Raw genomic sequence first — 23,068 nt, forward strand, 5'->3', positions numbered from 1 at the left:
GACCCGTTTTTTGCATTTTCCCGGGGACCGTGTGGAGATTTCTCGCGCGCTGTTTCGGAGTAAAAAAGGGGCGGACAAACGGCCAAACAGACCCAGAGATATGAAAAAAATCGTAGTGACCGGCGCCAACGGGCAGCTGGGAAACGAACTGCGGGCGATTGACCGCAGCGGCACATACGCCACCCGATACCGTTTTGTATTTACCGATGTCGCCGAACTCGACATCACCGACCGTGCTGCGGTTGGCGCCTTCATGGAGGAGCAGCGTCCCGACTGGATTATCAATGCCGCCGCCTACACCGCGGTCGACCGGGCAGAATCGGATGCCGACCGGGCCGAACTGTTGAACGCCGGAGCCGTCGCCAATCTGGTAGCTGGCGCTTCGGCTGTCGGAGCCGGTTTCGTACAGGTATCGACCGACTACGTTTTTGACGGTCGGATGCCCGAAGACCGCCGTCCGTGGAGCGAAACCGACCCCACGGGGCCGCGTTCCGTCTACGGAGCGACCAAACTCCGCGGCGAACAGGCCGCACTGGCCTACGGGCGCAGTTTTGTGGTGCGTACGGCGTGGCTCTACAGCACCTATGGCAACAATTTCGTGAAGACCATGCTGCGGCTGGGGGCCGAGCGTTCGGAACTCGGCGTGGTGGCCGACCAGTGGGGTACGCCCACCTATGCGGCTGATTTGGCTGCCGCCCTTATGCGGATGGTGGCCCGCGTGGACGAACTCCCGGCCGAAGAGGCAGCGCCTCTTTTCGGCCTCTATCATTACACCGACGACGGGGTGGCCACCTGGTACGACCTGGCCTCGGAGACGATGCGTCTGGGCGGGCGTGCCTGCACCGTGCGTCCCATCACGACTGCCGAATACCCTACGCCGGCCGAACGTCCCGCCTGGTCCGTGCTGTCGAAGGCCAAAATCAAGGCCGCTTTCGGCGTCGAAGTGCCCGATTGGCGGGAGAGTCTCGCCCGTTGCATCGAGGCTCTCTAAACGGCTATTACGGGCTCCCGCAGCCTCCTCGCAGAACGAAAACAAGAACAGCATATATGCAGAGCATTAAAGTTATCAAGATCGGCGGCAATGTCGTCGACAATCCCGAAAAGTTACAGCAGTTCCTGCGTGATTTTGCCTCGCTCGAGGGTCCCAAGGTGCTGATCCATGGCGGCGGAAAGGTCGCTACGGCCATCTCCAAGGGGCTCGGCATCGAGGCTCGCATGATCGACGGCCGGCGCGTGACGGATGCCGAAACCCTCCGCATCGTGACAATGGTCTATGCCGGGCTGATCAACAAAAACATCGTGGCCAGCCTCCAGCACCAGGGGTGCAACGCTCTCGGTCTGTGCGGTGCCGACGGCAGCCTCATCCAGTCCCGCAAACGGGCCGCAACCCCCATCGACTACGGTTTTGTGGGCGATCCCGAGCGGTTCAATCTCGACACCGCCACGGCCCTGATCGACAGCGGTCTGGTTCCCATCGTGGCCCCCATCACCTACGAACCCGTGAGCGGCGCGCTGCTCAATACCAATGCCGACACTGTGGCGCAAACCGTTGCCGTCGGTCTGGCAGCCCGCTATCCCGTCGAACTGGTCTACTGCTTCGAGAAACGCGGCGTGTTGCGCAATGTCGATGACGAAAACTCCGTGATCGAACGTATCGATCCCGCCCTGTACGAAGAGCTCAAGGCCGAAGGCATCGTTGCCGACGGGATGCTTCCCAAGCTGGACAACGCTTTCAAGGCGATCCGTTCCGGCGTGTCGAGCGTCGTGATCTGTGCGGCAGAAAACCTGACCCAGCCCGGCTACGGCGGAACGACCCTCTGTAAATAGCCCGTAACCGCATGGAATTTCGGATTTTCCCGTTCGACGAGGTGACCTCGACCAACGACGTGGCCATGCACGATTCTGCGGCTTATCCCCACGGTTCCGTTGTGACCGCTCGTCTGCAGACTGCCGGACGCGGTCAGCGCGGCAACCGCTGGGTGAGCGAAGCCGGCCGGAACCTGACCTTCTCGCTGGCCATAGAACCGACCCATATTCTGGTCGAACAGCAGTTCCGCATCAGCGAGATGGCTGCCCTGGCTGCCAGTGACGCCATTCGCGCCGTTTCCGACGGCGGTGTGGCCTGTCGGATCAAGTGGCCCAACGACCTCTATGTCGGCGACCGGAAGATCGGCGGCATGCTGATCGAACATGCCCTCCACAGCGAGTACCTCAGCCGTTCCGTAATCGGCATCGGAATCAACGTGCGGCAGCGGTCGTTCGATCCGTCGCTGCCCAATCCCACGTCGCTCGCGAACGAGTGGGACCGCCTGTCGCTGCCGGGTGACGTCCCGTCGCCCGAGGAGTTGTTGCAGGCCTTCTTCCGTGCGTTCGAGTGGCGCTACGAGCAGCCGCAGAACGACTTGCATGCCGATTTCATGGCCCGTCTTTGGCGCGGCGACGGCTCCCCTTATCCTTACCGGGAAAGCGCTTCCGGCGAGCTGTTCGAGGCCCGTATCGCTGGGGTCGACCCCCACAGCGGCGAGTTGACCCTCCGTCTGGCGGACGGCACCGAACGCCGCTACTGGTTCAAAGAGGTGGAGCCGCTCTTTTAGCGGCCCGGTAGCAGTGAGCCCAGCAAGCAGTGAACCTGGCGAACAGTGAAGCCGGCAGGGTAAGGCAGGAGGGGTGGCGGCTCGGTGGAGTGGACCCGTATCTCCGCTCGACTCCTGCCAACCCGATTCCGTCTCCCGAAACGGTGTTAGGCGGTTCCGAAAGAAATAGACTATGGCAGAACATCTCGAAACCGGTCTGAACGGCGAAAATGCGGTGGCCGACTATCTCGTGTCGCAGGGGTGGCGTATCGTTGCCCGGCGATGGCGCGATCCGGCCCCGCGTGGGCTTCGTACGGACATCGATTTGATAGCCTCTTCGCCCGACGGCCGCTGGCACTTTGTCGAGGTCAAGACCCGCAGCGGAGCCGCAACCGGCGACTGTTCGCCCGAATCGGCCGTCACCCCGGCCAAGGTCCGCCGCATGCTTCAGGCTGCCGAACGATACCTCGATCTTCACGCGCTGAACGTCGAAATCTCGATCGATCTGGCGGCTGTCCTCCTTCAGCCCCTCTCGACACCCCGCATCCGCTACTATTCGGATATTGCCCGTTAGGCGGAACTTTTCTCCTCTCTCGGTCTTTCGCTGAACGCTGTTCTCTGCTTTTTCCAGTGTACCTTTTCTGAAAATCGCGCTTTGCTCCGGGAAAGCTCCTCCCCGTACGAAATACGGTATCGCCGAATCGTTGAATTTTGTCTGAAAAGATCGGGGCGATGTAAGTAAATCATTAAAAATGTTACCTTTGTGGTGCCGAATTGCGCTCCGTCGGTGGGTGCTGTCGGACCCGTTCGGCATCTCTCGGATAAGACCATAACTCAAATCCAATGATATGAGCGAAAATACAAGGTGTACCCCCAACATGCTGTTCGAAGTAAGTTGGGAAGTCTGCAACAAAGTCGGCGGTATCCATACCGTCGTGGGTACCAAGGCTCAGACCGCAATCGAGCACTTTGGTGACGACCACTATATCGTGATTGGTCCCGATCTGACCAGCGAAAGCGAAAATCCCGAATTCCAGGAAGATCCGAATCTGTTGAAATCGTGGCGACAGATCATCGCTGCCGAAGGCCTGCGCGTGCGGGTCGGCCGGTGGAAAAACGTGGTCGGCACCCCGATCGCCATGCTGGTCAACTTCTCGGCCATCATGGGACAGAAAAACGACATTCTGGCCAAACTGTGGGAGGATTACAAGGTCGACTCCATCAGCGGCCAGTGGGACTACGTGGAACCCGTCCTGTTCGGTTACGCCGCCGGTAAAGTGATCGAAAGCTATACCAAATACTACAACGAACCCGGGAAACACGCCGTCGCTCACTTCCACGAATGGATGACCGCCAGCGGCGGACTCTACCTCCGCAAGGAACGTCCCTCGGTAGCAACCGTCTTCACGACCCACGCCACCGTCGTCGGACGCTCCATTGCCGGTAACGGGCTCCCCCTGTACAGCGGTCTCGATGGCTTCAACGGCGACGACATGGCCCGCCAGTTCGGAGTCGTGGCCAAACACTCGATCGAAAAGGTCGCCGCCCACAATCTCGACGCCTTCTCGACCGTCAGCGACATCACCAAACGGGAATGCAAGGCGCTGCTCGATGCCGACGTGTCGGTGGTGACCCCCAACGGTTTTGCCGACACCTTCGTATGGCAGGGCGATGAGGCCGAAACCAAACGCCGCGAGGCCCGGAATCTGATGGTCCGCGTGGCCGAAGCCACCCTCGGTATCGAACTCCAGAACGACCCGCTGATTGTTTCGATCGGTGGCCGCTACGAGTTCAAAAACAAGGGGATCGACGAATTTATCGACTCGCTCGGCGAACTCAACAATAACGACAAGCTCCAGCGCGACATCCTTGCCTATATTATGGTTCCGTGCTGGAATCATGGTGCCCGCCGCGACCTGCAATGCGTCTTGGCCGGCCAGAACGAATGCGGCATGGACCATGCCGGCGCGCTGAACACCACGCACTACCTGGGCGACGCCGACAACGACCCCGTGGTGAACCACCTCCGCGCCCGTGGCCTGCTCGGTCAGGGCAACCGCGTGCATACCGTATTCGTCCCGTGCTACCTGAACGGTGACGACGGCATCTTCAACAAAATCTACTACGAGATGCTGGTCGGGATGGACGTCACCGTCTTCCCCTCCTACTACGAGCCGTGGGGTTATACGCCGCTCGAAAGCATCGCCTTCTCGGTGCCCACCGTTACGACCGACCTGGCCGGTTTCGGCCTCTGGGTCGAACAGCATGCCGAAGGCAACCATCTGGGTGTCACCGTCGTCCACCGCGACGATACCAACAGCCCTGAAGTGGTGGCCACCATTGCCCAAACCCTCATCGGGTATGCCAACATGACCGACCAGGAGATGCTCAGCCATCGCGAATCGGCCCGGAACATATCGCATACCGCTCTGTGGTCCAACCTCTACGATTACTACATCGACCTTTACCACCTTGCCGTGGAAAGCTCCATTCGCCGTTGCAACCGAATGGCCAATGACGGCGGTAATACTCACGAACAACTCAATTACGTGCTACAACAACTCGTTATCGACAGCAAACCCAACTGGACCCGCATGATGGTCGAAAGTTCGGTTCCCGAGCGGCTCAAACCCCTCGAAGAGCTGACCAAAAACCTCTGGTGGTCCTGGTACGATCCCGCTCGGCAACTCTTCGAATCCATCGACCCCGAGCTGTGGAACAAAGTGGATCGGAACCCCATCGACCTGATCGACAGTCTGAACCTGACGAAACTCCGCGAACTCTCCGAAAATCAGGAGTTTCTCGGCCGCATGGACGCCGTCTATGCCGAATTCCAGAAGTACATGGCGGCCAAGGCCGTCGACGCGCGACCCAAAATCGCCTACTTCTCGATGGAATACGGCCTGCACCATACCCTGAAAATCTACTCCGGAGGTCTGGGTATCCTGGCCGGCGACTACCTCAAGGAGTCCAGCGACAAAAACGTGCCGATGACCGCCGTCGGGCTGCTCTATCGCTACGGCTACTTCACCCAGCGCCTCTCGGCCGCCGGATACCAGGAAGCCAGCTACGAACCGCAGGACTTCTTCAAACTGCCCATCTCGCCCGTTCGTGACGCGCAGGGCAACTGGGTAACCGTTACCGTCAACTTCCCCGGCCGGAAGGTGATTGCCCGTATCTGGCGTTGTGACGTCGGTCGCACCCAGCTCTACCTGATGGACACCGACCACGACCTGAACCAACCCGAAGACCGCAGCATTACCCACCACCTCTACGGCGGTGACTGGGACAACCGACTCAAACAGGAGTTCCTGCTCGGTATCGGCGGTATCCGTCTGCTGAACACCCTCGGCATCGAATCCGACATCTACCACTGCAACGAAGGCCACGCCGCCTTCATCGGACTGGAACGCGTACACAACCTCATCAGCAAGTACGACCTGAGCTTCTCCGAAGCCATGGAGTGCGTCCGTTCCTCCTCCGTATTTACCACCCACACGCCCGTTCCGGCCGGCCACGACGCCTTCCCCGAAGATATGATCCGTCAGTACATGTCCCACTATCCGGACCGTCTGAAGATCACCTGGGAGCAGTTCATCAACCTCGGCAAGACCAACCCCAAGGATCCGAACGAGAAGTTCTCGATGAGCGTTCTCGCCTCCAACATGTCGCAGGAGGTGAACGGTGTGAGCTGGTTGCACGGCGAAGTCAGCAAGGAGATCCTGAAAAACATCTGGCCCGGTTACCTGCCCGGCGAACTCCACATCGGTTACGTTACCAACGGCGTGCACTTCCCCACCTGGGCCGCTACCAAACTCAAGGAGCTCTACTACAATACCTTCGGTGAATCGTTCCGCAAGGGTGACTACTCGAAGGAAAACTGGGAGAAGATCTACAACATCGACGACCGCGTGCTGTGGGATACCCGTCTCTACTTGAAGGAGCGTCTGATGAAGAAGATCCGTTCGCGCGTGGCCGATCCCGGTCAGTGCCGTTACGACTCGCCCCGCCAGATCGTCCAGATCCAGGAATCGCTCAAGAACGACGTCCTCACCATCGGTTTCGCCCGTCGTTTCGCCACCTACAAACGTGCCCACCTGCTCTTCACCAACATGGAGCGGCTCGAGCAGATTGTCAACAATCCGGAACGTCCCGTACAGTTCGTCTTTGCCGGTAAGGCTCACCCCGCCGACAAAGCCGGTCAGGATCTGATCAAGAAGATCGTCGAAGTCTCCAAGATGCCTCAGTTCCTCGGAAAAGTCATCTTCCTGCAGAATTACGACATGGAGCTGGCCCGCCGCATGGTGCAGGGTGTCGACGTGTGGATGAACACCCCCACGCGACCCCTCGAAGCATCCGGTACGAGCGGCGAAAAGGCCGTAATGAACGGCGTGCTTCACTTCTCGGTGCTCGACGGCTGGTGGGTCGAAGGGTACAAGGAGGGTGCCGGCTGGATGCTCCCCATGGAAAGCACCTTCGACGACCCCCGTTACCAGGACGAAATGGATGCCGAACTGATTTACACCACTATCGAAGAGCAGATCGCACCGCTCTACTACGAGCGTGACGAAAACAACCTGCCCGTTCGGTGGATCGCTTCGGTCAAGAAATGTATCGCCGAAGTGGCTTCGCAGTTCACCACCAACCGCATGATGCAGGACTACGAAGACCGCTTCTACTCGAAGCTCTACACCCGTCATCAGAAGATGGTGGCCGACGACTTTGCCGAAGCCCGCGAAATTGCCGCCTGGAAACGCCGCGTAAGCCGCTCGTGGGACAAGATCCAGGTGCTGGGCTTCAAACAGTACGACGTCGGACATACGGCCATCAAGCTCGGCGAGCACTATAACCTGGAGGTAACGCTCGATCTCGGCGACTTGAAACCCGAAGACGTGGGTGTTGAAGTGCTGGTTGCCGACCAGATTACGGACGACGGTCAGAACAAGGGTAAGATCACCCTGCGCAATACCTTCCAGTTCGAGCTGGTGCAGGTCGAGGGCCACGTGGCCACCTTCCGACTCAACTCCACCCCCGAAAACGCAGGTTCGTACGACGTGGCGATCCGGGTTTACGCCAAGAATCCCAAACTGCCGCACCGCATGGACTTCGCGCTCGTCAAGTGGGTATAATCTGTCCGAGGCGGGATGATCGGGGGCCGATGTTGCGGCTCGCGTAATCCCGGACTTGAGTACCTGTGAATTTTCAAGAGGTTTTTCCGCTTATGCAATGGGCGGGAAAACCTCTTTTTGCATGATGGCGTAGCCGGGTGGAGCCTTTCGTATGAATCTATTGGGGAAAATGGCTCCGTGTTGTGGATAGCTGGTTGATCGGAAATGCCTCGATTGGGGTCGTTTTCTTTTGCCAAATCGACCAGGGTAGGGATTGTTCGGTATCTCCTGCTTTCGTTAAAGAAAAGGGCGTTGAATGGGGTAGAATCCTGCGGTCGGGGTGTTGCCGGAACGTGTGTGGAAGATTGCAGGGCAGGTCAGGGCGACGCAGTGTGGGGCACCCGGCAAGGACCATCAGGGAGGAAAGAGAGGTAACGGGGTCGAATCTGCAGAGTGGTGTGCGGCTCTGAATGTGACGGAATGGTGTCGAACGGGGCCCGATTGTGCTGAATATGGCGGGCTGGTAGGGGTGTGATGTGGACGAAAGCGAGTTAGAAAGGAGGGGGTACCTAGTGAGGCGATATAAGACCGGAACATGGGCACATCGGAGCGGCGATGAACTGGAACGCGGAAAAACAACAGACTGGGAACGGCAACGAACCGGAACAGGCAAACCCGGAATACGGCCAGACTCGTATCGCCAAACCGGAAAAAGGATAATCCCGGTTTGACAAGCGGGATTACCTCCCGCCCGGGGACAGGCGAAGGTCGGCGCACAGCGCCTTTAGACCGTGCGCATATACTTGTCGTAGATCTCCTTGCGAAGCTCGTTCAGGGCATTCAGCCGTTGCATGATCTCCTGAGCGTCTTCCATGGTGGTGATGCCCAGCAGCTGCTTCTGGAGCGATGTGATGATCGAACTGACGACCTTCGACTTGTAGATCGTGATGGCCTTCGGGATGGCCTCGCCCAGCCGTTCGCGTTCGGTCGATACGCGGATCTCGTAGCGTTCCCACATGCGGCTCGGGGCGTAGGTCTCCTCTTCGGTCAGCAGGTCGACGGCCAGCGCCGCCACCTCCGGCGAGGGGTGGTTGATGAAGTGGTTGGCCGGCGGAGCCCCGTGCGTGCGGTATTCCTGGACGTACTCTTCGTAGATCTGGCGGCACAGCGGATTGTGCATCTCGATGCGGTCCATCTCCAAGTCGCCGATAATGGTCTCGGCCACGCTCAGCGACACGATCTCGGTCGGTGACATCTCGAAATCGAAATTCTCGCCCCCGTACTTGAGCAGGTACCCCACCAGTTCGCGTTCCAACTGGTCCAATTCGCGGTTCAGCCCCTGTTCGGCGAAGCTCAGCTTCGGGGCCAGGTCGATCGGGGCAGCCGGTTCGGTGATCGGAGCTGCCGGCGTGTAGGTAGGCGCGGCATTCGGATCGCTCTCGTGGCGGCGCAGGAACTGCTCCTTGCGCTGGGCGTTCTGTACCGCTTCGCGGCCCGGTTGGCCGTCGATCATCGTCACCCGCTTTTTGGCCACTTCGCGGATCAGGATGTCTTCGTCGATTTCGAGCTTCTGGGCGCACTCCCGCACGAATACCGAGCGGGTGATGGCCTCCGGAATGGTCGCGATCGACTCCACGACGCTCGTAATCACCTCGGCCCGCTTGATGGGGTCTTCGGCCGCGTCGCCCAGCAGAATGCGGGTCTTGAACGAGATGAAATCCTCCTCGTGCTGTTCGATATAGGCCTGCAGTTCGGTGGCGTTGTGGGACTTGGCGAAGGAGTCGGGGTCTTCGCCGTCGGGCAGCAGTACGCACCGTACGGTGAGCCCCTCGCGCAGGATCATGTCGATCCCCCGCATCGACGCCTTGATGCCGGCCGCGTCGCCGTCGTAGATCACGGTCACGTTTTTCGTGAAACGTTTGATGAGCTTGATCTGCTCGACGGTGAGCGACGTGCCGGACGAGGCCACGACGTTCTCGACCCCCGACTGGTGCATCTGCAGCACGTCGGTGTAGCCCTCGACCAGGATGCAGCGGTTGAACTGCGTGATGGCCTTTTTGGCGAAATAGATGCCGTAGAGGGTGTTGCTTTTGTGGTAGATTTCGCTTTCGGGCGAATTGAGGTATTTGGCTACCTTTTTGTCGGTGCGCAGGGTGCGGCCGCCGAAGGCGATCACGCGGCCCGACAGCGAGTGGACGGGAAACATTACCCGGCCGCAGAAACGGTCGTAGTATCCGCCGCCGTTGGCGGCCTCACGTTTGATGGTCAGCCCCGTGCCCGTGAGGAACTGCTCCTGATAGCCTTCGGCCAGCGCGGCCTGGGTCATGGCGTCGCCCTTGGCGGGACAGTAGCCGAGCTGGAATTTGGCGATGGTGGCGTCCGTGAAACCGCGTTCGCGGAAGTAACCGATGCCGATGCTGGCCCCTTCGGGGCTTTTGAGTTGTTCGATGAAGTATTGGTTGGCCCACGAGGTGACGACCATCATGCTCTCGCGGTCGTCGTTACGCTGCCGCTCTTCCGGAGTTTGTTCCTTTTCGTGAACTTCGATACCGTATTTCTTGGCCACCCATTTGAGCGCTTCGACGTAGCTCAGCCCTTCGTGTTCCATCACGAAGCTGATGGCGTTGCCTCCCTTTCCGCAGCCGAAGCATTTGTAAAGCCCTTTCGACGGAGAGACGACGAACGAAGGGGTCTTTTCGTTGTGGAACGGACAGCACGCCTGGTAGTTGACGCCCTTTTTCTTGAGCGTCACGAAGTCGCTGACCACCTCTACGATGTCGGCGGCGGCGAAAATGCGATCTACGGTCTGGCGGTCGATCATAACCCACAAATGTACGCTTTTTTCTTCGCTCTGTGGAGGCTCTTTTCTGAAAGTGGGTGGTGAAGCGTTCCTCGCCACCTTCAAGCTCTGCTATGCAAGACAGTGTGGAGTGCCGGCGGCGGATCATGCGGGGCGAAGGGGGGGGCTGTTCCCCGTAGCGAACCGGTGGAGTGGGGTGGGGCCTGGGTGGACGGAAATCGGGCGGTATGCCCGACGAACAGATCAGGCGAATAGTTCGGAAATCACGTAATCCGACACCAGAAAATGGGCCGGCGGGATGGCAAAGCCCCGGTCGGTGGGCTGCATCTCGCCCGATGCGGCGAAACGTTCGCAGCGGGCCGCGATCCGTCGGGCCTCGTCCGGTCCGAACCGCTCCCGGATGGTTCCGAGGTCGATCCCATCGACCGTGCGCAGCCGGGTCATGAGGTATTCGTTCAGCAGGTCGGTCATCGTGAGGAGCTCCGTCTCGCGGGGCGCTCCCGACAGGTAGAGCCTGTTGCTCGACACGTTCCACGACCGCTGCCGCTCCCCGTCGTAGGAGTGGGCCGACGGGCCGGCACCGAGGTAGGGTTCGCCGCGCCAGTATGCGGAGTTGTGGCGGGCGCGGAAGCCGGGGCGTGCGAAGTTCGAGACCTCGTAATGTTCGAATCCGGCCCGTGTCAGCGTCTCGCGCAGCATCCGGAAGTGGAGTTCGGAGGTCTCTTCGTCCACGGGCCGCAGCCCCTGTTTGCCGAAGACGGTTCGGGGTTCAATGGTCAGGTGGTAGGCCGAAATGTGCTGCACCTCCAGCTCCACGGCGCGGTCGAGGTTGTGCTGCCACTCATCGGGGCTCATCCACGGCAGCCCGTAGATCAGGTCGATCGTGATGTTGTCGAATCCGGCCCGGCGGGCGTTGCGGACGGCGTCGATGGCGTCCTGGGCTGTATGGCGTCGGTTCATGCGTTGCAGGTGGTCGTCGCGGAAGGACTGGATGCCGATGCTGAGGCGGTCGATGCCGCTCTCGCGGCGCAGAGTGTCGAGCCAGGCCGGGGTCAGGTCATCGGGGTTGGCCTCGAGGGTCGCCTCGTCGAAGCGCTCCACGTCCCACAGCTCCCTGACCTCATCCACCAGCTGTCGGATCTCCTCCGGGGTGCAGACCGACGGGGTGCCGCCGCCGAAATAGAGGGTGCGCACGCTGCCCGGGGCGATCTCCTGTCGCCGGGACCGCAGCTCCGAGCCGATGGCACGCAGCATCTCCGCCTTGTCGCGGAGCGAGGCGCTGTGGTGAAAGTCGCAATATCGGCAGATCTGGCGACAATAGGGTATGTGTATGTATATTCCGGACATAAATTGCCTATTTTTGTGCCGCAAATCGCCCGCTCGCGCGTTCTGGCAGTCACGTTCTTTCGACCGTGTTCTTTCGGTTGCGGCTCGCCCGAGAACGACCGACCGATGCCGGCCGGGCGGATAAAGATATTAAAAATGAAAGGGATATACGCCATTCTGCTTCTGATTGTCTCCAACTCGTTCATGACCCTGGCCTGGTATGGGCAGTTGCGATTCAAGTTTTTCCAAAGTCTGCCCCTGTGGGGGATCATTCTGGTCAGCTGGAGCATCGCTCTGCTGGAGTACAGTTTCATGATTCCGGCCAACCGCCTCGGATACGAGGGAACCGGCGGACCCTTCAGCCTGCTGCAGCTCAAGGTGATTCAGGAGGTCGTTACGCTGCTGGTCTTCGCCGTTTTCACGACCCTCTTCTTCAAGACCGAAACCCTCCGGGTCAACCACCTGATCGGGGCCACCTTCCTGGTGCTGGCGGTCTATTTTATGTTCAAGAAATAGCGAACCCGACGGAAAAAGTTATATTTGTAATCTGACATCATTCAAAACTTCATACATGAAACATATAGCTACACTTCTGGGGGCCACCCTGTTGCTGGCCGGCTGCTCCGAGAGCGGCGTGAATATCCGCGGGAACGTTGCCGTCGGCGGGAGCGGGAAAACCCTCGTCGTCGAACGCGTGACGCCCACCGGCAGCCGCTTTGTCGATTCGCTCCGCATCGGGCGGCAGGGCAATTTCAGCCTCTTTGTCAAACAACAAGCCGATGTCCCCGAGTTCTATACGCTTCGCATTGCCGGGGGCGGCAGTGTACCCCTGCTGGCCGAAGTGCCTGAAAAGATCGTTGTCCGCATCGCCGACAGCACTGCCAGCGAATATACCGTGACCGGTTCCGAAGGATCGGTGCTCGTACAGGAGGCCAACGCCATTCTGGCCCAGGCTGACCCGATCGCCCGCAAACAGGCCGCTGCGCAGTTCATTAGCCAGCATGCCGGTTCGATGGCCTCCATCGTGCCGCTCTACCACCTGGCCGCTGACGGAACCTTTGTCTTTACCGACGATGCGAGCGATGTGGTCTATTTCGGTATCGTCAGCGATTCGCTGAATGCCCGTTATCCCGATTCGCCCTATGCCCAGGCGCTGGCTGCCGACATGCAGGGCTTTGCCAATGCCGCCGAAGCGGCCCGGCTGCTCTCCGAAGGGATGGACAACGTGGTCGATTTCCCGGAGATCGAACTGCCCGACGTGCTCGGCAAACGGCAGAAACTCTCCGACCTCAAAGGGAAGGTGATCCTGCTGTCGTTCACGGCCTCCAACCTCCCCGAACTGAAGATCCTGAACCGCGAACTGGTCGAAGTCTATGACCGTCACGCCGCCCAGGGATTCGAGGTCTACCAGGTGTCGCTCGATACCGACAAGGCGCAGTGGATCCGCAGCGTGTCGGAACAGCGTCTGCCGTGGATCTCGGTCAGTGACCAGCTCGGAGGCGAATCGCCCGCCGTCCGGCTCTACAACGTGCAGCGGATCCCGGCCAACTTCCTGATCGACCGCGAAGGAAATATCGTTCGTCGCAACGTCTCCTCGGCCGAAATGGAGGCTGCCGTGAGCGAACTGCTTTAGGCCGGCCGCAACTCCACGCCTCCTCTCTCCCGATTTCATAAAGCCCCCCGAAAAACTCTTCCGGATGGCTGCAAAGGCTCCGGACACCACCGCTATGGCATACTATTTCGCATCGGACATACACCTGGGCCTCAGTTATAACGGCGCCGACCCCCGCGAACGGGAGGAGCGTTTCGTTGCCTGGCTCGACGCGATTCGTGACGATTGCGAGGGGCTTTTTCTGGTGGGCGATATATTTGATTTTTGGTTCGAATACCGGCGGGTGATCCCCAAAGGGTTCGTTCGCACGCTTGGCAAACTGGCCGAGTTTTGCGACAGCGGTATCCCCGTTCACTTTTTTGTCGGGAACCACGACCTCTGGGTGGGCGACTATTTCGCCCATGAGATCGGAATGACCGTCCATCTCGAACCGACCGTTTTCGACCTCTGCGGGCGTCGGCTGCTGATCGCCCACGGCGACGGCCTCGGCAAGATCGGCGACTGGAAATACGCCCTGTTGCGGCGGATCTTCCACAGCCGTTTCCTGCGCCGCTTCTTCTCGGCCGTGCTGCATCCCAACGTGATGATGCGTTTCGGCCACTGGTGGTCCTCCCACAACCGGCACGGTCGGAAAGAGGGCGTGGCGCACCGTTTCCGCGGCGAAGAGGAGCCGGTCGTTCGTTTTGCCCGCACCTATGTCGCCGACCATCCCGAAACCGCTTATGTCGTCTGCGGCCACATCCATACGCCGGTCTGCCATCGGTTGAGCGACCGGAGCAGCGTGGTGGTGCTGGGCGAATGGATCGAGCATCCGGTGTACGGCCGTCTCGATGCGACCGGAACGCTCGAGCTGATTGAATATTGAACCTGTTAGACGGGCCGACGCGTGCCGAAACCGCATGGGGGAGCGCGCGCTGCTGGCTCGAAATCCAACAAGACGAAACTGATGGAAAATTATCGAAGAGTGGCTGTCAAGGTGGGCAGCAACGTGCTGACCCGCAGCGACGGAACGCTGGACGTGACCCGCATGTCGTCGCTGGTCGATCAGATGGTGGCCCTGCGTCGGGCCGGTGTCGAGGTGATTCTGATCTCGTCGGGGGCCGTGGCCTCGGGACGCAGCGAACTCGGTACGGGGCTCAAACTCGACGACGTGTCGTCGCGGCAGCTCTATTCGGCTGTCGGACAGGCCAAACTCATCAACCGCTACTACGACCTGTTTCGCGGCTACGGCATTGCCTGCGGGCAGGTGCTGACCACCAAGGACAACTTCGGCAGCCGGAACCTCTACCTGAACCAGAAAAACTGTATCGCGACGATGCTGGCAGCCGGTGTGGTGCCGATTATCAACGAGAATGACGCCGTTTCGATCACCGAGCTGATGTTCACCGACAACGATGAACTCTCGGGACTGATCGCCACCATGATGGATGCCGACGCGCTGGTGATCCTCAGCAACATCGACGGTATCTACGACGGCAACCCGTCGACTCCCGGTGCGGCGGTAATCCGTCGCGTGGAGCCGCAAACGTCGCTCGAACAGTATATCCAGAGCGGCAAGTCGCAGTTCGGCCGCGGCGGGATGCTCACCAAGAGCAACATTGCCCGCAAGGTAGCCTCGGAGGGGGTCGAAGTGGTAATTGCCAACGGCAAACGGGACGATATCCTGGAGTCGCTGCTGCTGGGGTCGGAGGCCGAACGCGAGGCGGTGGTCTGCACCCGTTTCGTGCCGAGCGCCAAGTCGCCGTCGAGCGTCAAACGGTGGATCGCCCACTCCGAAAGTTTTGCCAAAGGGGTGCTGCACCTGAACGAAGGTGCAGTGCGGGCGCTGCTCGGTCCGGCGGCAACGAGCCTGCTGCCGGTGGGTGTGGTGTCGGTCGAAGGGGTCTTTGACGAGGGGGATATTGTGCGTCTGGTGGCCCCGGACGGACGTCAGATCGGTGTGGGGCTGGTGACGGGCGACAACGAGGCGGTGGCGGCTCTGGCGGGTACGCACGGTGGCCGGCCGGTTGTCCATTACGACTATATGTATCTGGATTTATAGCCGCGGTATCTCGGTATGTAGATCTGCGTGATGTGATATAAACGGCAGGGGCCGGTTCCATGATGTTTGGAATCGGCCCTTGCTGTTCTTTTTCCGGGTCAATGCTTGAGGATTTTCCCCGGCGGGAGGGTTGGGTCTCCCTGTGTGATTCGAGGGCGATTTAGCCTCTCTTTGCGTGTCGCGCGACTAGAGATCGAGGACAGTGTTCCAGCCGTAACGGTCTTCGATGGTGCCGTGCTGGATGCCGACGAGTTCGTCGTACAGTTTCTTGCTCCACGGACCGACCCCTTCGCCGTAGTTGTAGCTCTTGCCGTCGGCCGGGTCGAAGATGGTCGATACGGGGGTGATGACGGCGGCGGTACCGCAGCAGCCGGCCTCTTCGAAGGTGTTGAGCTCGTCGAACTCGACGTGACGGGCTTCGACCTCCATGCCGAAGTCTGCGGCGAGCTGTTTCAGGCTCTTGTTGGTGATCGAGGGCAGGATCGACCGCGAGTCGGGGGTGATGTAGTGGGCCTTGCCGTTGGCGTCGGTGCGGATGCCGAAGAAGTTGGCGGCGCCGCATTCGTCGATGTAGCGGTGTTCGGCGGGATCGAGGTAGAGGACGCTGTCGTAGCCCTTTTCGTGTCCTTCGAGGGCCGAGGTGAGGCTGGCGCCATAGTTGCCGCCGGCTTTGATGTGGCCGGTGCCGAACGGTGCCGCACGGTCATGGGTGCGGTCGATGATGGCGTTGATCCCCTTCATGCCGCCGCTATAGTAGGGGCCCACGGGGCTGACGAAGATCAGCAGCAGGGTTTCGTCGGCGGGTTTCACGCCGAGCTGGGGACCCGATCCGACCAGTACGGGACGGATATAGAGCGAACCGCCGGTTTCGTAGGCGGGGATGTATTCCTTGTTGTCGGTCACGACTTTGGTGACCATCTCGCAGAAGAGTTCGACGCTGGGGACGGCCATCTGCAGGTAGGCGGCGGAACTTTGCAGCCGTTTGGCGTTCTCTTCCATGCGGAAGATGCGCACTTTGCCGTCTTTGCAGCGGAAGGCTTTGAGACCTTCGAAGGCGGTCTGGCCGTAGTGGAAGGCGGTGGCGGCCATGTGCATGGTCACGGTCTCTTCGGTGTGCTCTTCGATCGGGCCCCAGGCTCCGTCGCGCCAGTAGCAGCGCACGTTCATTGGGGTCCGGGTGTAACCGAACTTGAGGTGGTTCCAGTCTATGTCTTCAGGTTTCATCGTGTATGGTGTGTTGTTTGTTAATTATTCGAGTTCCCAGTCGGCTCCGTCCTTGCGGTCTTTCACGCGGATGCCGAGGGCGGTGAGCCGGTCGCGGATCAGGTCCGAGGTGGCCCAGTCTTTGGCGGCTTTGGCCTTTTGGCGCACTTCGAGGATCATGTCGATCACGCCGCCCAGCCGGTCGTTTTCCGAGGTGGCGGGCACTACGGCGGCGTCGGCTGCGGATGACAGACCGAGCAGCGAACCCAGGACGGTGTCGAAGGCGGTGGTGAGGGTCGCCAGTTCTTCGGCCGTGGCGGTCAGCGTGCCGTCGTTGAGCGCGTTGACGTGGCGCACCCAGTCGAAGAGGCGGGCGATGGCCACGGGGCTGTTCAGATCGTCGCACAGCGCCTCTTCACACTCGTCCAGCAGCGTGGCGGGGCTGGGGATGGTGGTGGCGGCTGCGGCTTTGATCTTGCCGGAGTGGAGCAGGTTCCATGCGCGGACGAGGCGTTCGAGTCCCTTTTCGGCGGCTTGCAGCGCTTCGTCGCTGAAGTCGAGGGTCGAGCGGTAGTGGGCCTGCAGGATGAAGAAACGGATCACCATCGGCGCGTAGGGCTGGCTGAGCAGCGGGTGGTCGCCGGTGAAGAATTGTTCGAGGGTGATGAAGTTGCCGAGCGATTTGCCCATCTTCTGTCCGCCGATGGTCACCATGTTGTTGTGTACCCAGTAGCGGGCCGAGGCGTGGCCTTGTGCGGCGGTGGATTGGGCGATTTCGCATTCGTGGTGGGGGAACATCAGGTCCATGCCGCCGCCGTGAATGTCGAAGGTTTCGCCGAGGTATTTGGCGCTCATGGCCGAGCACTCCAGGTGCCAGCCGGGGAATCCGTCGCTCCAGGGCGAGGGCCAGCGCATGATGTGTTCCGGGGCAGCTTTTTTCCAGAGGGCGAAGTCGGCCGCGAAGCGTTTTTCGCCTTCGTAGTCGTCCGAACGGCCGCCCGACTGCATCTCGTCGAGGTTGCGGCCCGACAGAATGCCGTAGTTGTGGCCGTCGGCCACGTATTTGCGGACGTCGAAGTAGACCGATCCGTTGCTGACATAGGCGTAGCCTGCGTCGAGGATCGCCTGGGTCATCTGGATCTGTTCGATGATGTGGCCCGAGGCGTGCGGCTCGATCGAGGGGCGCAACACGCCCAGCCGGTCCATGAATTCGTGGTAGCGGTTGGTGTAGTGTTGGGCGATCTCCATCGGTTCGAGTTGCTCAAGCCGCGCCTTTTTGGCAATTTTGTCTTCGCCGCTGTCCGCGTCGTTTTCGAGGTGTCCCACGTCGGTGATGTTCCGCACGTAGCGCACTTTGTATCCTTCGTGGCGCAGCAGGCGGAACAGCAGGTCGAAGGTGACAGCCGGGCGTACGTGGCCCAGGTGCGGGTCGCCGTAGACCGTCGGACCGCACACGTACATCCCCACGGCGGGGGCGTGCAGCGGTTGGAACTCTTCCTTGCGGCGGGTCAGTGTATTGTACAGATAGATCGGTTTGGCCATATTCTTGCTCGTTTGCATAGAGTGCATTTTGCAAAATTATTAATTTTGAGCCATTCATGTACCGTTTATGTATAGAAATTTAGCCGAATATGTGGCCGCACTGGAGCGGGCGGGCCAGCTTATACGCATTTCTGCGCCGGTTGATCCCGAACTGGAGATCGCTGAACTGACCGACCGGCAGGCCAAACTGCCGGGCGGAGGTCGGGCGCTGTTGTTCGAAAATACGGGGACGGGATTTCCCGTGCTGACCAACATGATGGGATCCGAGCGGCGCATCTGCATGGCGCTCGGCGTGGAGCGACTCGCCGAGGTGGGCGAGCGGATCGATGCGCTCTTTGCGGAGGCCGTGCGGCCTAAAAAGAGTTGGGTCGAGAAGCTCCGCATGCTGCCGCTGCTCAAGGAGGTCGCCGCGTGGCTGCCGCGTGAGGTTTCGCGGCGCGGCGAGTGTCAGCAGGTGGTGATGCAGGGCGACGGGGTTGACCTCGGCCGTCTGCCGGTGCTCAGGTGCTGGCCCCACGACGGCGGACGCTTCGTGACGCTGCCGCTGGTGCACACCGTCGACCCCGAAACGGGGGTGCGCAACGTCGGGATGTATCGGATGCAGATCTTTGACGGCCGCACCACCGGTATGCACTGGCACCGCCATAAAACCGGCGAACGTCATTACGAGCAGTATCGTCAGTGCGGCGAGCGGATGCCGGTCACGGTTTGTCTGGGCGGCGATCCGGTCTACACCTATTCGGCGACGGCTCCGCTGCCCGATGGGTTGGACGAGTACCTGCTGGCCGGTTTTCTGCGGCGGCGGCCTATGGAGCTGGTCAAATGCCTGACCAACGATCTGCGTGTGCCGGCCGACTGCGACTTTGTCATCGAAGGGTATGTCGATCCGGCGGAACCGAAGGTGATCGAGGGCGATTTCGGCGACCATACGGGTTTCTATTCGCTTAAGGATCTCTATCCCCGTTTCCACGTCACCTGCATCACGCATCGGCGTGGTGCGATCTGGCCGGCCACGCTGGTCGGGGTGCCGCCCATGGAGGATGCCTATATCCAGCTGGCTACAGAACGTATCTTTCTGGCTCCGATCCGGTTGGCTGTCGCTCCCGAAGTGGTCGACCTTTGGATGCCGCCGGCGGGGGTGGCTCACAACATTGCGGTGTGCGTCATCCGCAAAAGCTATCCCGGCCAGGCGCTGAAGGTGGCCAATGCCCTGTGGGGCGCCGGGCAGATGAGTTTCAATAAGTTTCTGATTGTCCTTTCGGCCGAAGATGCCGAAGGGTGTACCGGTAACGACTATCTGAAAGTGATCCGTGAACGGCTTCACTGTTTCGATCCGGCGCAGGATGCGCTTTTTTCGCGGGGGGTGCTCGACGTGCTTGACCATTCGGCCCCGCAGACCGGTTTCGGCGGGAAATTATGCCTGGACTTGACACGCAAGTTGCCGGAAGAGGGGGGCGAACGTCTCCGTCGGGAGCGGATTCCGGTCGAAATTGTGTGGGACGAATTTGTGCAGGGGACCGAGTTGACGTTCGACGAGCGGGTTTGGCTTGCGGCCGGGAATACCGACCCGGCACGTGACGTGACGGTTACGCCGGAGGGGGTGTTGCGTCTTGATGCACGATTCAAACCTTCGGCGGTTGAGCGTGGTTGGCCCAATGTGGTGACGATGTCGGCCGAGGTGATTGATGCGGTCGATCGACGGTGGGCGGAGTATGGGATTGGCGAACCGTTGATACCGTCGCCTTCGCGTCGATACTTGCCGTTGGTTCGGAGCGACGCCGCGAAACTCTGAATGAGATAGGGCGTTTTTTGTTTCATTGCGAGCATCTCCCGCAGCAAAGACGAAACAAGCGATGCGACATCGCCGCTTCGCCGCGAGCACGGTGCCTTCGGGCACCCCGACAGAGTGGTTCCTAATGCTACAAGCGATACGCAGTATCGCTCGCTCCACCGCGAGCACGCGGGGCCCGCGCGGCAGCGCAGTCGAAGAACGGTTGTGGTTTTAAACAAAAGCCCGCTCAAAGAGAACCGAACGATTCGCTCTGTGGCGCGAATCATTCGTTTCTTTCTTTATCGCGTTTCGCGTGCTTTATGATACAACGCATAGAGAAACAGTACGGAACTGCCCTCACGCCGGGCGGGCGGTGGCTTCGGCCACCCCGTCAGAATAGTATTGTCTCGAATAACGGTCGAATCGAAAACCAACACATAACGGCGTTGTGGGTAATGCCATTCTGATGAATAAACGGCTGCATGTGCGGTAATTCCCTCTATTCCTGCTTTCTAACATACTACCTCGCTCCCAATCACGTTACATTATAACAGCGTCTCTCGGACAGAGGTATCCCTGTCTCCTCCGTCGAAATTCGCTCATCATCCCCGAAAACCCCAACCCAAAGAAACACAGAATAATAAACCGAGTAAAAAGTCGTACCTTTGTCGCGACTAGAAAAACGTAAACGCATGGCCAACAAGACCTTCGCAAAAATACGGAACTACATTGCCGATCCCGCACACCATCGGCGCATCACCATCGTATTCTGGACCATACTGATCGCTCCGCCTGCTGTCCTCGGCATTTTGCTGTTGCTGATCGGCCTCGGTGCTTTTGGTAAGCTCCCCACCTTCGAAGAACTCGAAAACCCCCGCAGCAACCTTGCCACGGAGGTGATTTCGGCCGACGGACGGAACATCGGGAACTTCTTTGTCGAAAACCGGTCGTATGTCGATTACGGCGATCTGTCGCCCAACCTGGTGGCAGCCCTCGTTGCTACGGAAGACGTCCGGTTCTACTCCCACTCCGGGATCGACTTCCTCGGGTTGGCCCGTGTGGGTGTCAAAACCGTGCTGCTCGGCGACCGCGGACAGGGCGGTGGTTCGACCATCAGCCAGCAGCTGGCCAAGAACCTCTATCCCCGCGACACCACCAACAGTTCCGGACTGGCCAAAGCCGGTAAACTTGTGATCGCCAAGCTCAAGGAGTGGATCACCGCCGTGATGCTCGAACACAACTACACCAAAGAGGAGATCGTGGCCATGTACCTCAATACCGTAGCCTACGGATCGAACGCCTACGGTATCAAATCGGCCGCCGCCACCTTCTTCAACAAGACCCCTGCCGAGCTGGCTCCCGAAGAGGCCGCCATGCTGGTCGGCGTGGTCAACGCACCGACGCGCTACAGCCCCAAGCGTAATCCCGAGCGGGCCCTTAAACGTCGCAATACCGTGATCGAGCGTATGGGGAGCGCCGGTTTCCTTACGCGGGCCGAAGTCAAGGAGCTCTCGGCACGGCCCATTAAGCTCGACTATCATCCCGTGTCGCACAACGCCGGGACCGGGACCTATTTCCGTGAGATGCTCCGCCAGTACATGACCGCCGAGGAACCCCAGCGCAAACAGTTCCTGACCGACTGGGACTACGAGCAGGAGATGAAACGTTGGCAGAACGACCCCCTCTACGGCTGGTGCAACAAGAACACCAAGGCCGACGGAACCCCCTATAACCTCTATAAAGACGGTCTGAAGATCTATACCACGATTAACTCCCGGATGCAGCAGTATGCCGAGGAGGCCGTCGAAGAGCATATGTCGCAGACCGTTCAGCCGATGTTCGACCGGCAGCGGAAGAATACCAAGACCATCTTCTACCGGATCGACAAAAGCGAACAGGAGAAGATCATCCGCCGTTCGATTCTCCAGAGCGACCGCGGGATTGCCATGAAACGCGCCGGAGTGGGCGAGGAGCGGATCCTCGCCGAGTTCGAGAAGCCCGTTCCGATGAGCGTCTTCACCTATGCCGGCGAGCGCGATACGGTGCTCTCGCCCCGCGACTCGATCCTCCACATGAAAGCCTTTCTGCGGGCCGGCTTCATGGCCATGGACCCCTCGACCGGCTACGTGACGGCCTACGTCGGCGGCGTCAACTTCCGCAACTTCAAGTACGATATGGTCCGGCAGGCCAAACGTCAGGTCGGCTCCACCATCAAACCCTTCATCTATACCTTCGCCTTCGACATGCTGGGCTACAACCCCTGCACGCTGGTGCCCAACTCGCCCGTGACGATCGAAACGGCCCAGGGACCCTGGTCGCCCAAAGAGGCGTCGAATGTGGCGCAGGAGGGTGAACTCCACCCCCTCTACTGGGGGCTGGCCAACAGCCGCAACAACTACTCGGCCTGGATCATGAAACAGGCCCAGCCGCAGGCCGTGGCCGATATGATCCACAAGATCGGGATCGGCAGCTATATCGACCCCGTCTATGCGCTGTGCGTGGGTACGCCCCAGGTATCGGTCTTCGAAATGGCCGGAGCCTTCAGTACCTTCGCCAACCGTGGCGTCCACACCGAGCCCTTCTTCGTGACCCGCATCGAAGACAAACAGGGTAACGTGCTGGCCTCCTTCTCGCCCCAGACCCACGACGCGATCAGCGAGCAGACCGCCTACACGATGCTCGACATGCTCAAACGGGTCGTGACCGCCGGAACCGCCGGGCGTCTCCGCTACCAGTTCAACTTCAGCGGTGATATCGGCGGGAAGACCGGTACGACGAACAACAACGCCGACGCCTGGTTTATGGGCGTCACCCCGCAGGTGGTGGCCGGTACGTGGGTCGGCGGCGAGGATCCCTCGATCCACCTGTTGAGCGGGGCCGACGGTTCGCGCATCGCGCTGCCCATTTTCGGCCGCTTCATGACCAAAGTCTATGCCGACAAATCGCTGGGCATCAGTATGGACGATAAATTCATGGAGCCGATCGGCGTAGTCAAGTACGACTGCGACCCGCAGCAGACCATCCCCTCGGCCGCCACGGGAGCCACCGGCGGCGGAGGCGATGAATTCTTCCAGTAACAGCCCTAAGCAACG

Annotated in this window: 14 protein-coding genes and 1 pseudogene; 11 read left to right on the forward strand and 4 right to left on the reverse strand. The window is 60.1% G+C overall.

Features of this window, described 5'->3' with window-relative positions; translation table 11 throughout:
* Positions 1 to 100 precede the first annotated feature (100 nt).
* The 5 genes from rfbD (at position 101) to glgP (ending at position 7,702) form a co-directional block, all read left to right on the forward strand.
* Positions 101 to 991 (forward strand): dTDP-4-dehydrorhamnose reductase, encoded by an 891-nt coding sequence (gene rfbD, locus BQ5379_RS07205; protein WP_071134810.1) that lies wholly within the window; start codon positions 101 to 103, stop codon positions 989 to 991.
* 56 nt (positions 992 to 1,047) lie between these two features.
* Positions 1,048 to 1,827 (forward strand): acetylglutamate kinase, encoded by a 780-nt coding sequence (argB, locus tag BQ5379_RS07210; RefSeq protein ID WP_071134811.1) that lies wholly within the window; start codon positions 1,048 to 1,050, stop codon positions 1,825 to 1,827.
* 11 nt (positions 1,828 to 1,838) lie between these two features.
* Positions 1,839 to 2,594, forward strand: a complete 756-nt coding sequence (locus BQ5379_RS07215; RefSeq protein WP_071134812.1) for a biotin--[acetyl-CoA-carboxylase] ligase — start codon at positions 1,839 to 1,841, stop codon at positions 2,592 to 2,594.
* Positions 2,595 to 2,766: 172 nt separating this feature from the next.
* Entirely contained in the window at positions 2,767 to 3,147 is a 381-nt protein-coding gene (locus BQ5379_RS07220) for a YraN family protein (protein ID WP_071134813.1), read from the forward strand.
* A gap of 274 nt (positions 3,148 to 3,421) precedes the next feature.
* Positions 3,422 to 7,702 carry an alpha-glucan family phosphorylase gene (glgP, locus tag BQ5379_RS07225; RefSeq protein ID WP_071134814.1) on the forward strand — a complete coding sequence of 1,427 codons (4,281 nt, stop codon included), beginning with the start codon at positions 3,422 to 3,424 and terminating at the stop codon, positions 7,700 to 7,702.
* A 763-nt stretch (positions 7,703 to 8,465) separates the two neighbouring features.
* Here glgP and dnaG read toward each other — a convergent pair.
* Together dnaG and hemW are read right to left on the reverse strand one after the other, a co-directional pair.
* Positions 8,466 to 10,502, reverse strand: coding sequence for a DNA primase (gene dnaG / locus BQ5379_RS07230; protein ID WP_071134815.1), 2,037 nt, complete (start codon positions 10,500 to 10,502; stop codon positions 8,466 to 8,468).
* A gap of 222 nt (positions 10,503 to 10,724) precedes the next feature.
* Positions 10,725 to 11,828 (reverse strand): radical SAM family heme chaperone HemW, encoded by a 1,104-nt coding sequence (gene hemW / locus BQ5379_RS07235; RefSeq protein WP_071134816.1) that lies wholly within the window; start codon positions 11,826 to 11,828, stop codon positions 10,725 to 10,727.
* Positions 11,829 to 11,963: 135 nt separating this feature from the next.
* Between hemW and BQ5379_RS07240 the strand changes: the two genes are divergently transcribed.
* From BQ5379_RS07240 to proB, 4 genes are all read left to right on the forward strand, one after another.
* Positions 11,964 to 12,323, forward strand: coding sequence for a DMT family protein (locus BQ5379_RS07240; protein ID WP_071134817.1), 360 nt, complete (start codon positions 11,964 to 11,966; stop codon positions 12,321 to 12,323).
* Positions 12,324 to 12,378: 55 nt separating this feature from the next.
* Entirely contained in the window at positions 12,379 to 13,440 is a 1,062-nt protein-coding gene (locus BQ5379_RS07245) for a peroxiredoxin family protein (RefSeq protein WP_083377646.1), read from the forward strand.
* A gap of 64 nt (positions 13,441 to 13,504) precedes the next feature.
* Positions 13,505 to 14,284, forward strand: a complete 780-nt coding sequence (locus BQ5379_RS07250; protein WP_235846042.1) for a UDP-2,3-diacylglucosamine diphosphatase — start codon at positions 13,505 to 13,507, stop codon at positions 14,282 to 14,284.
* Between the two features lie 78 nt (positions 14,285 to 14,362).
* On the forward strand, positions 14,363 to 15,460 hold the full coding sequence (gene proB, locus BQ5379_RS07255; protein ID WP_394332057.1) for a glutamate 5-kinase: 1,098 nt from the start codon (positions 14,363 to 14,365) through the stop codon (positions 15,458 to 15,460).
* A 186-nt stretch (positions 15,461 to 15,646) separates the two neighbouring features.
* Here the strand turns inward: proB and BQ5379_RS07260 are convergent.
* A pseudogene (locus BQ5379_RS07260) lies at positions 15,647 to 16,708 on the reverse strand (branched-chain amino acid aminotransferase); the annotation flags it as partial.
* Positions 16,709 to 18,205 (reverse strand): cysteine--tRNA ligase, encoded by a 1,497-nt coding sequence (gene cysS / locus BQ5379_RS07265; RefSeq protein WP_071135585.1) that lies wholly within the window; start codon positions 18,203 to 18,205, stop codon positions 16,709 to 16,711.
* 67 nt (positions 18,206 to 18,272) lie between these two features.
* On the opposite strand from cysS, the gene BQ5379_RS07270 reads away from it, so the two are divergent.
* Together BQ5379_RS07270 and BQ5379_RS07275 are read left to right on the forward strand one after the other, a co-directional pair.
* On the forward strand, positions 18,273 to 19,997 hold the full coding sequence (locus BQ5379_RS07270; protein WP_071134821.1) for a menaquinone biosynthesis decarboxylase: 1,725 nt from the start codon (positions 18,273 to 18,275) through the stop codon (positions 19,995 to 19,997).
* A 671-nt stretch (positions 19,998 to 20,668) separates the two neighbouring features.
* Positions 20,669 to 23,053 carry a penicillin-binding protein 1A gene (locus BQ5379_RS07275; protein ID WP_083377647.1) on the forward strand — a complete coding sequence of 795 codons (2,385 nt, stop codon included), beginning with the start codon at positions 20,669 to 20,671 and terminating at the stop codon, positions 23,051 to 23,053.
* Positions 23,054 to 23,068 lie beyond the last annotated feature (15 nt).

It is taken from the genome of Millionella massiliensis, assembly GCF_900104655.1.
In the GTDB taxonomy this organism is placed as follows: Bacteria; Bacteroidota; Bacteroidia; order Bacteroidales; family Rikenellaceae; genus Rikenella; species Rikenella massiliensis.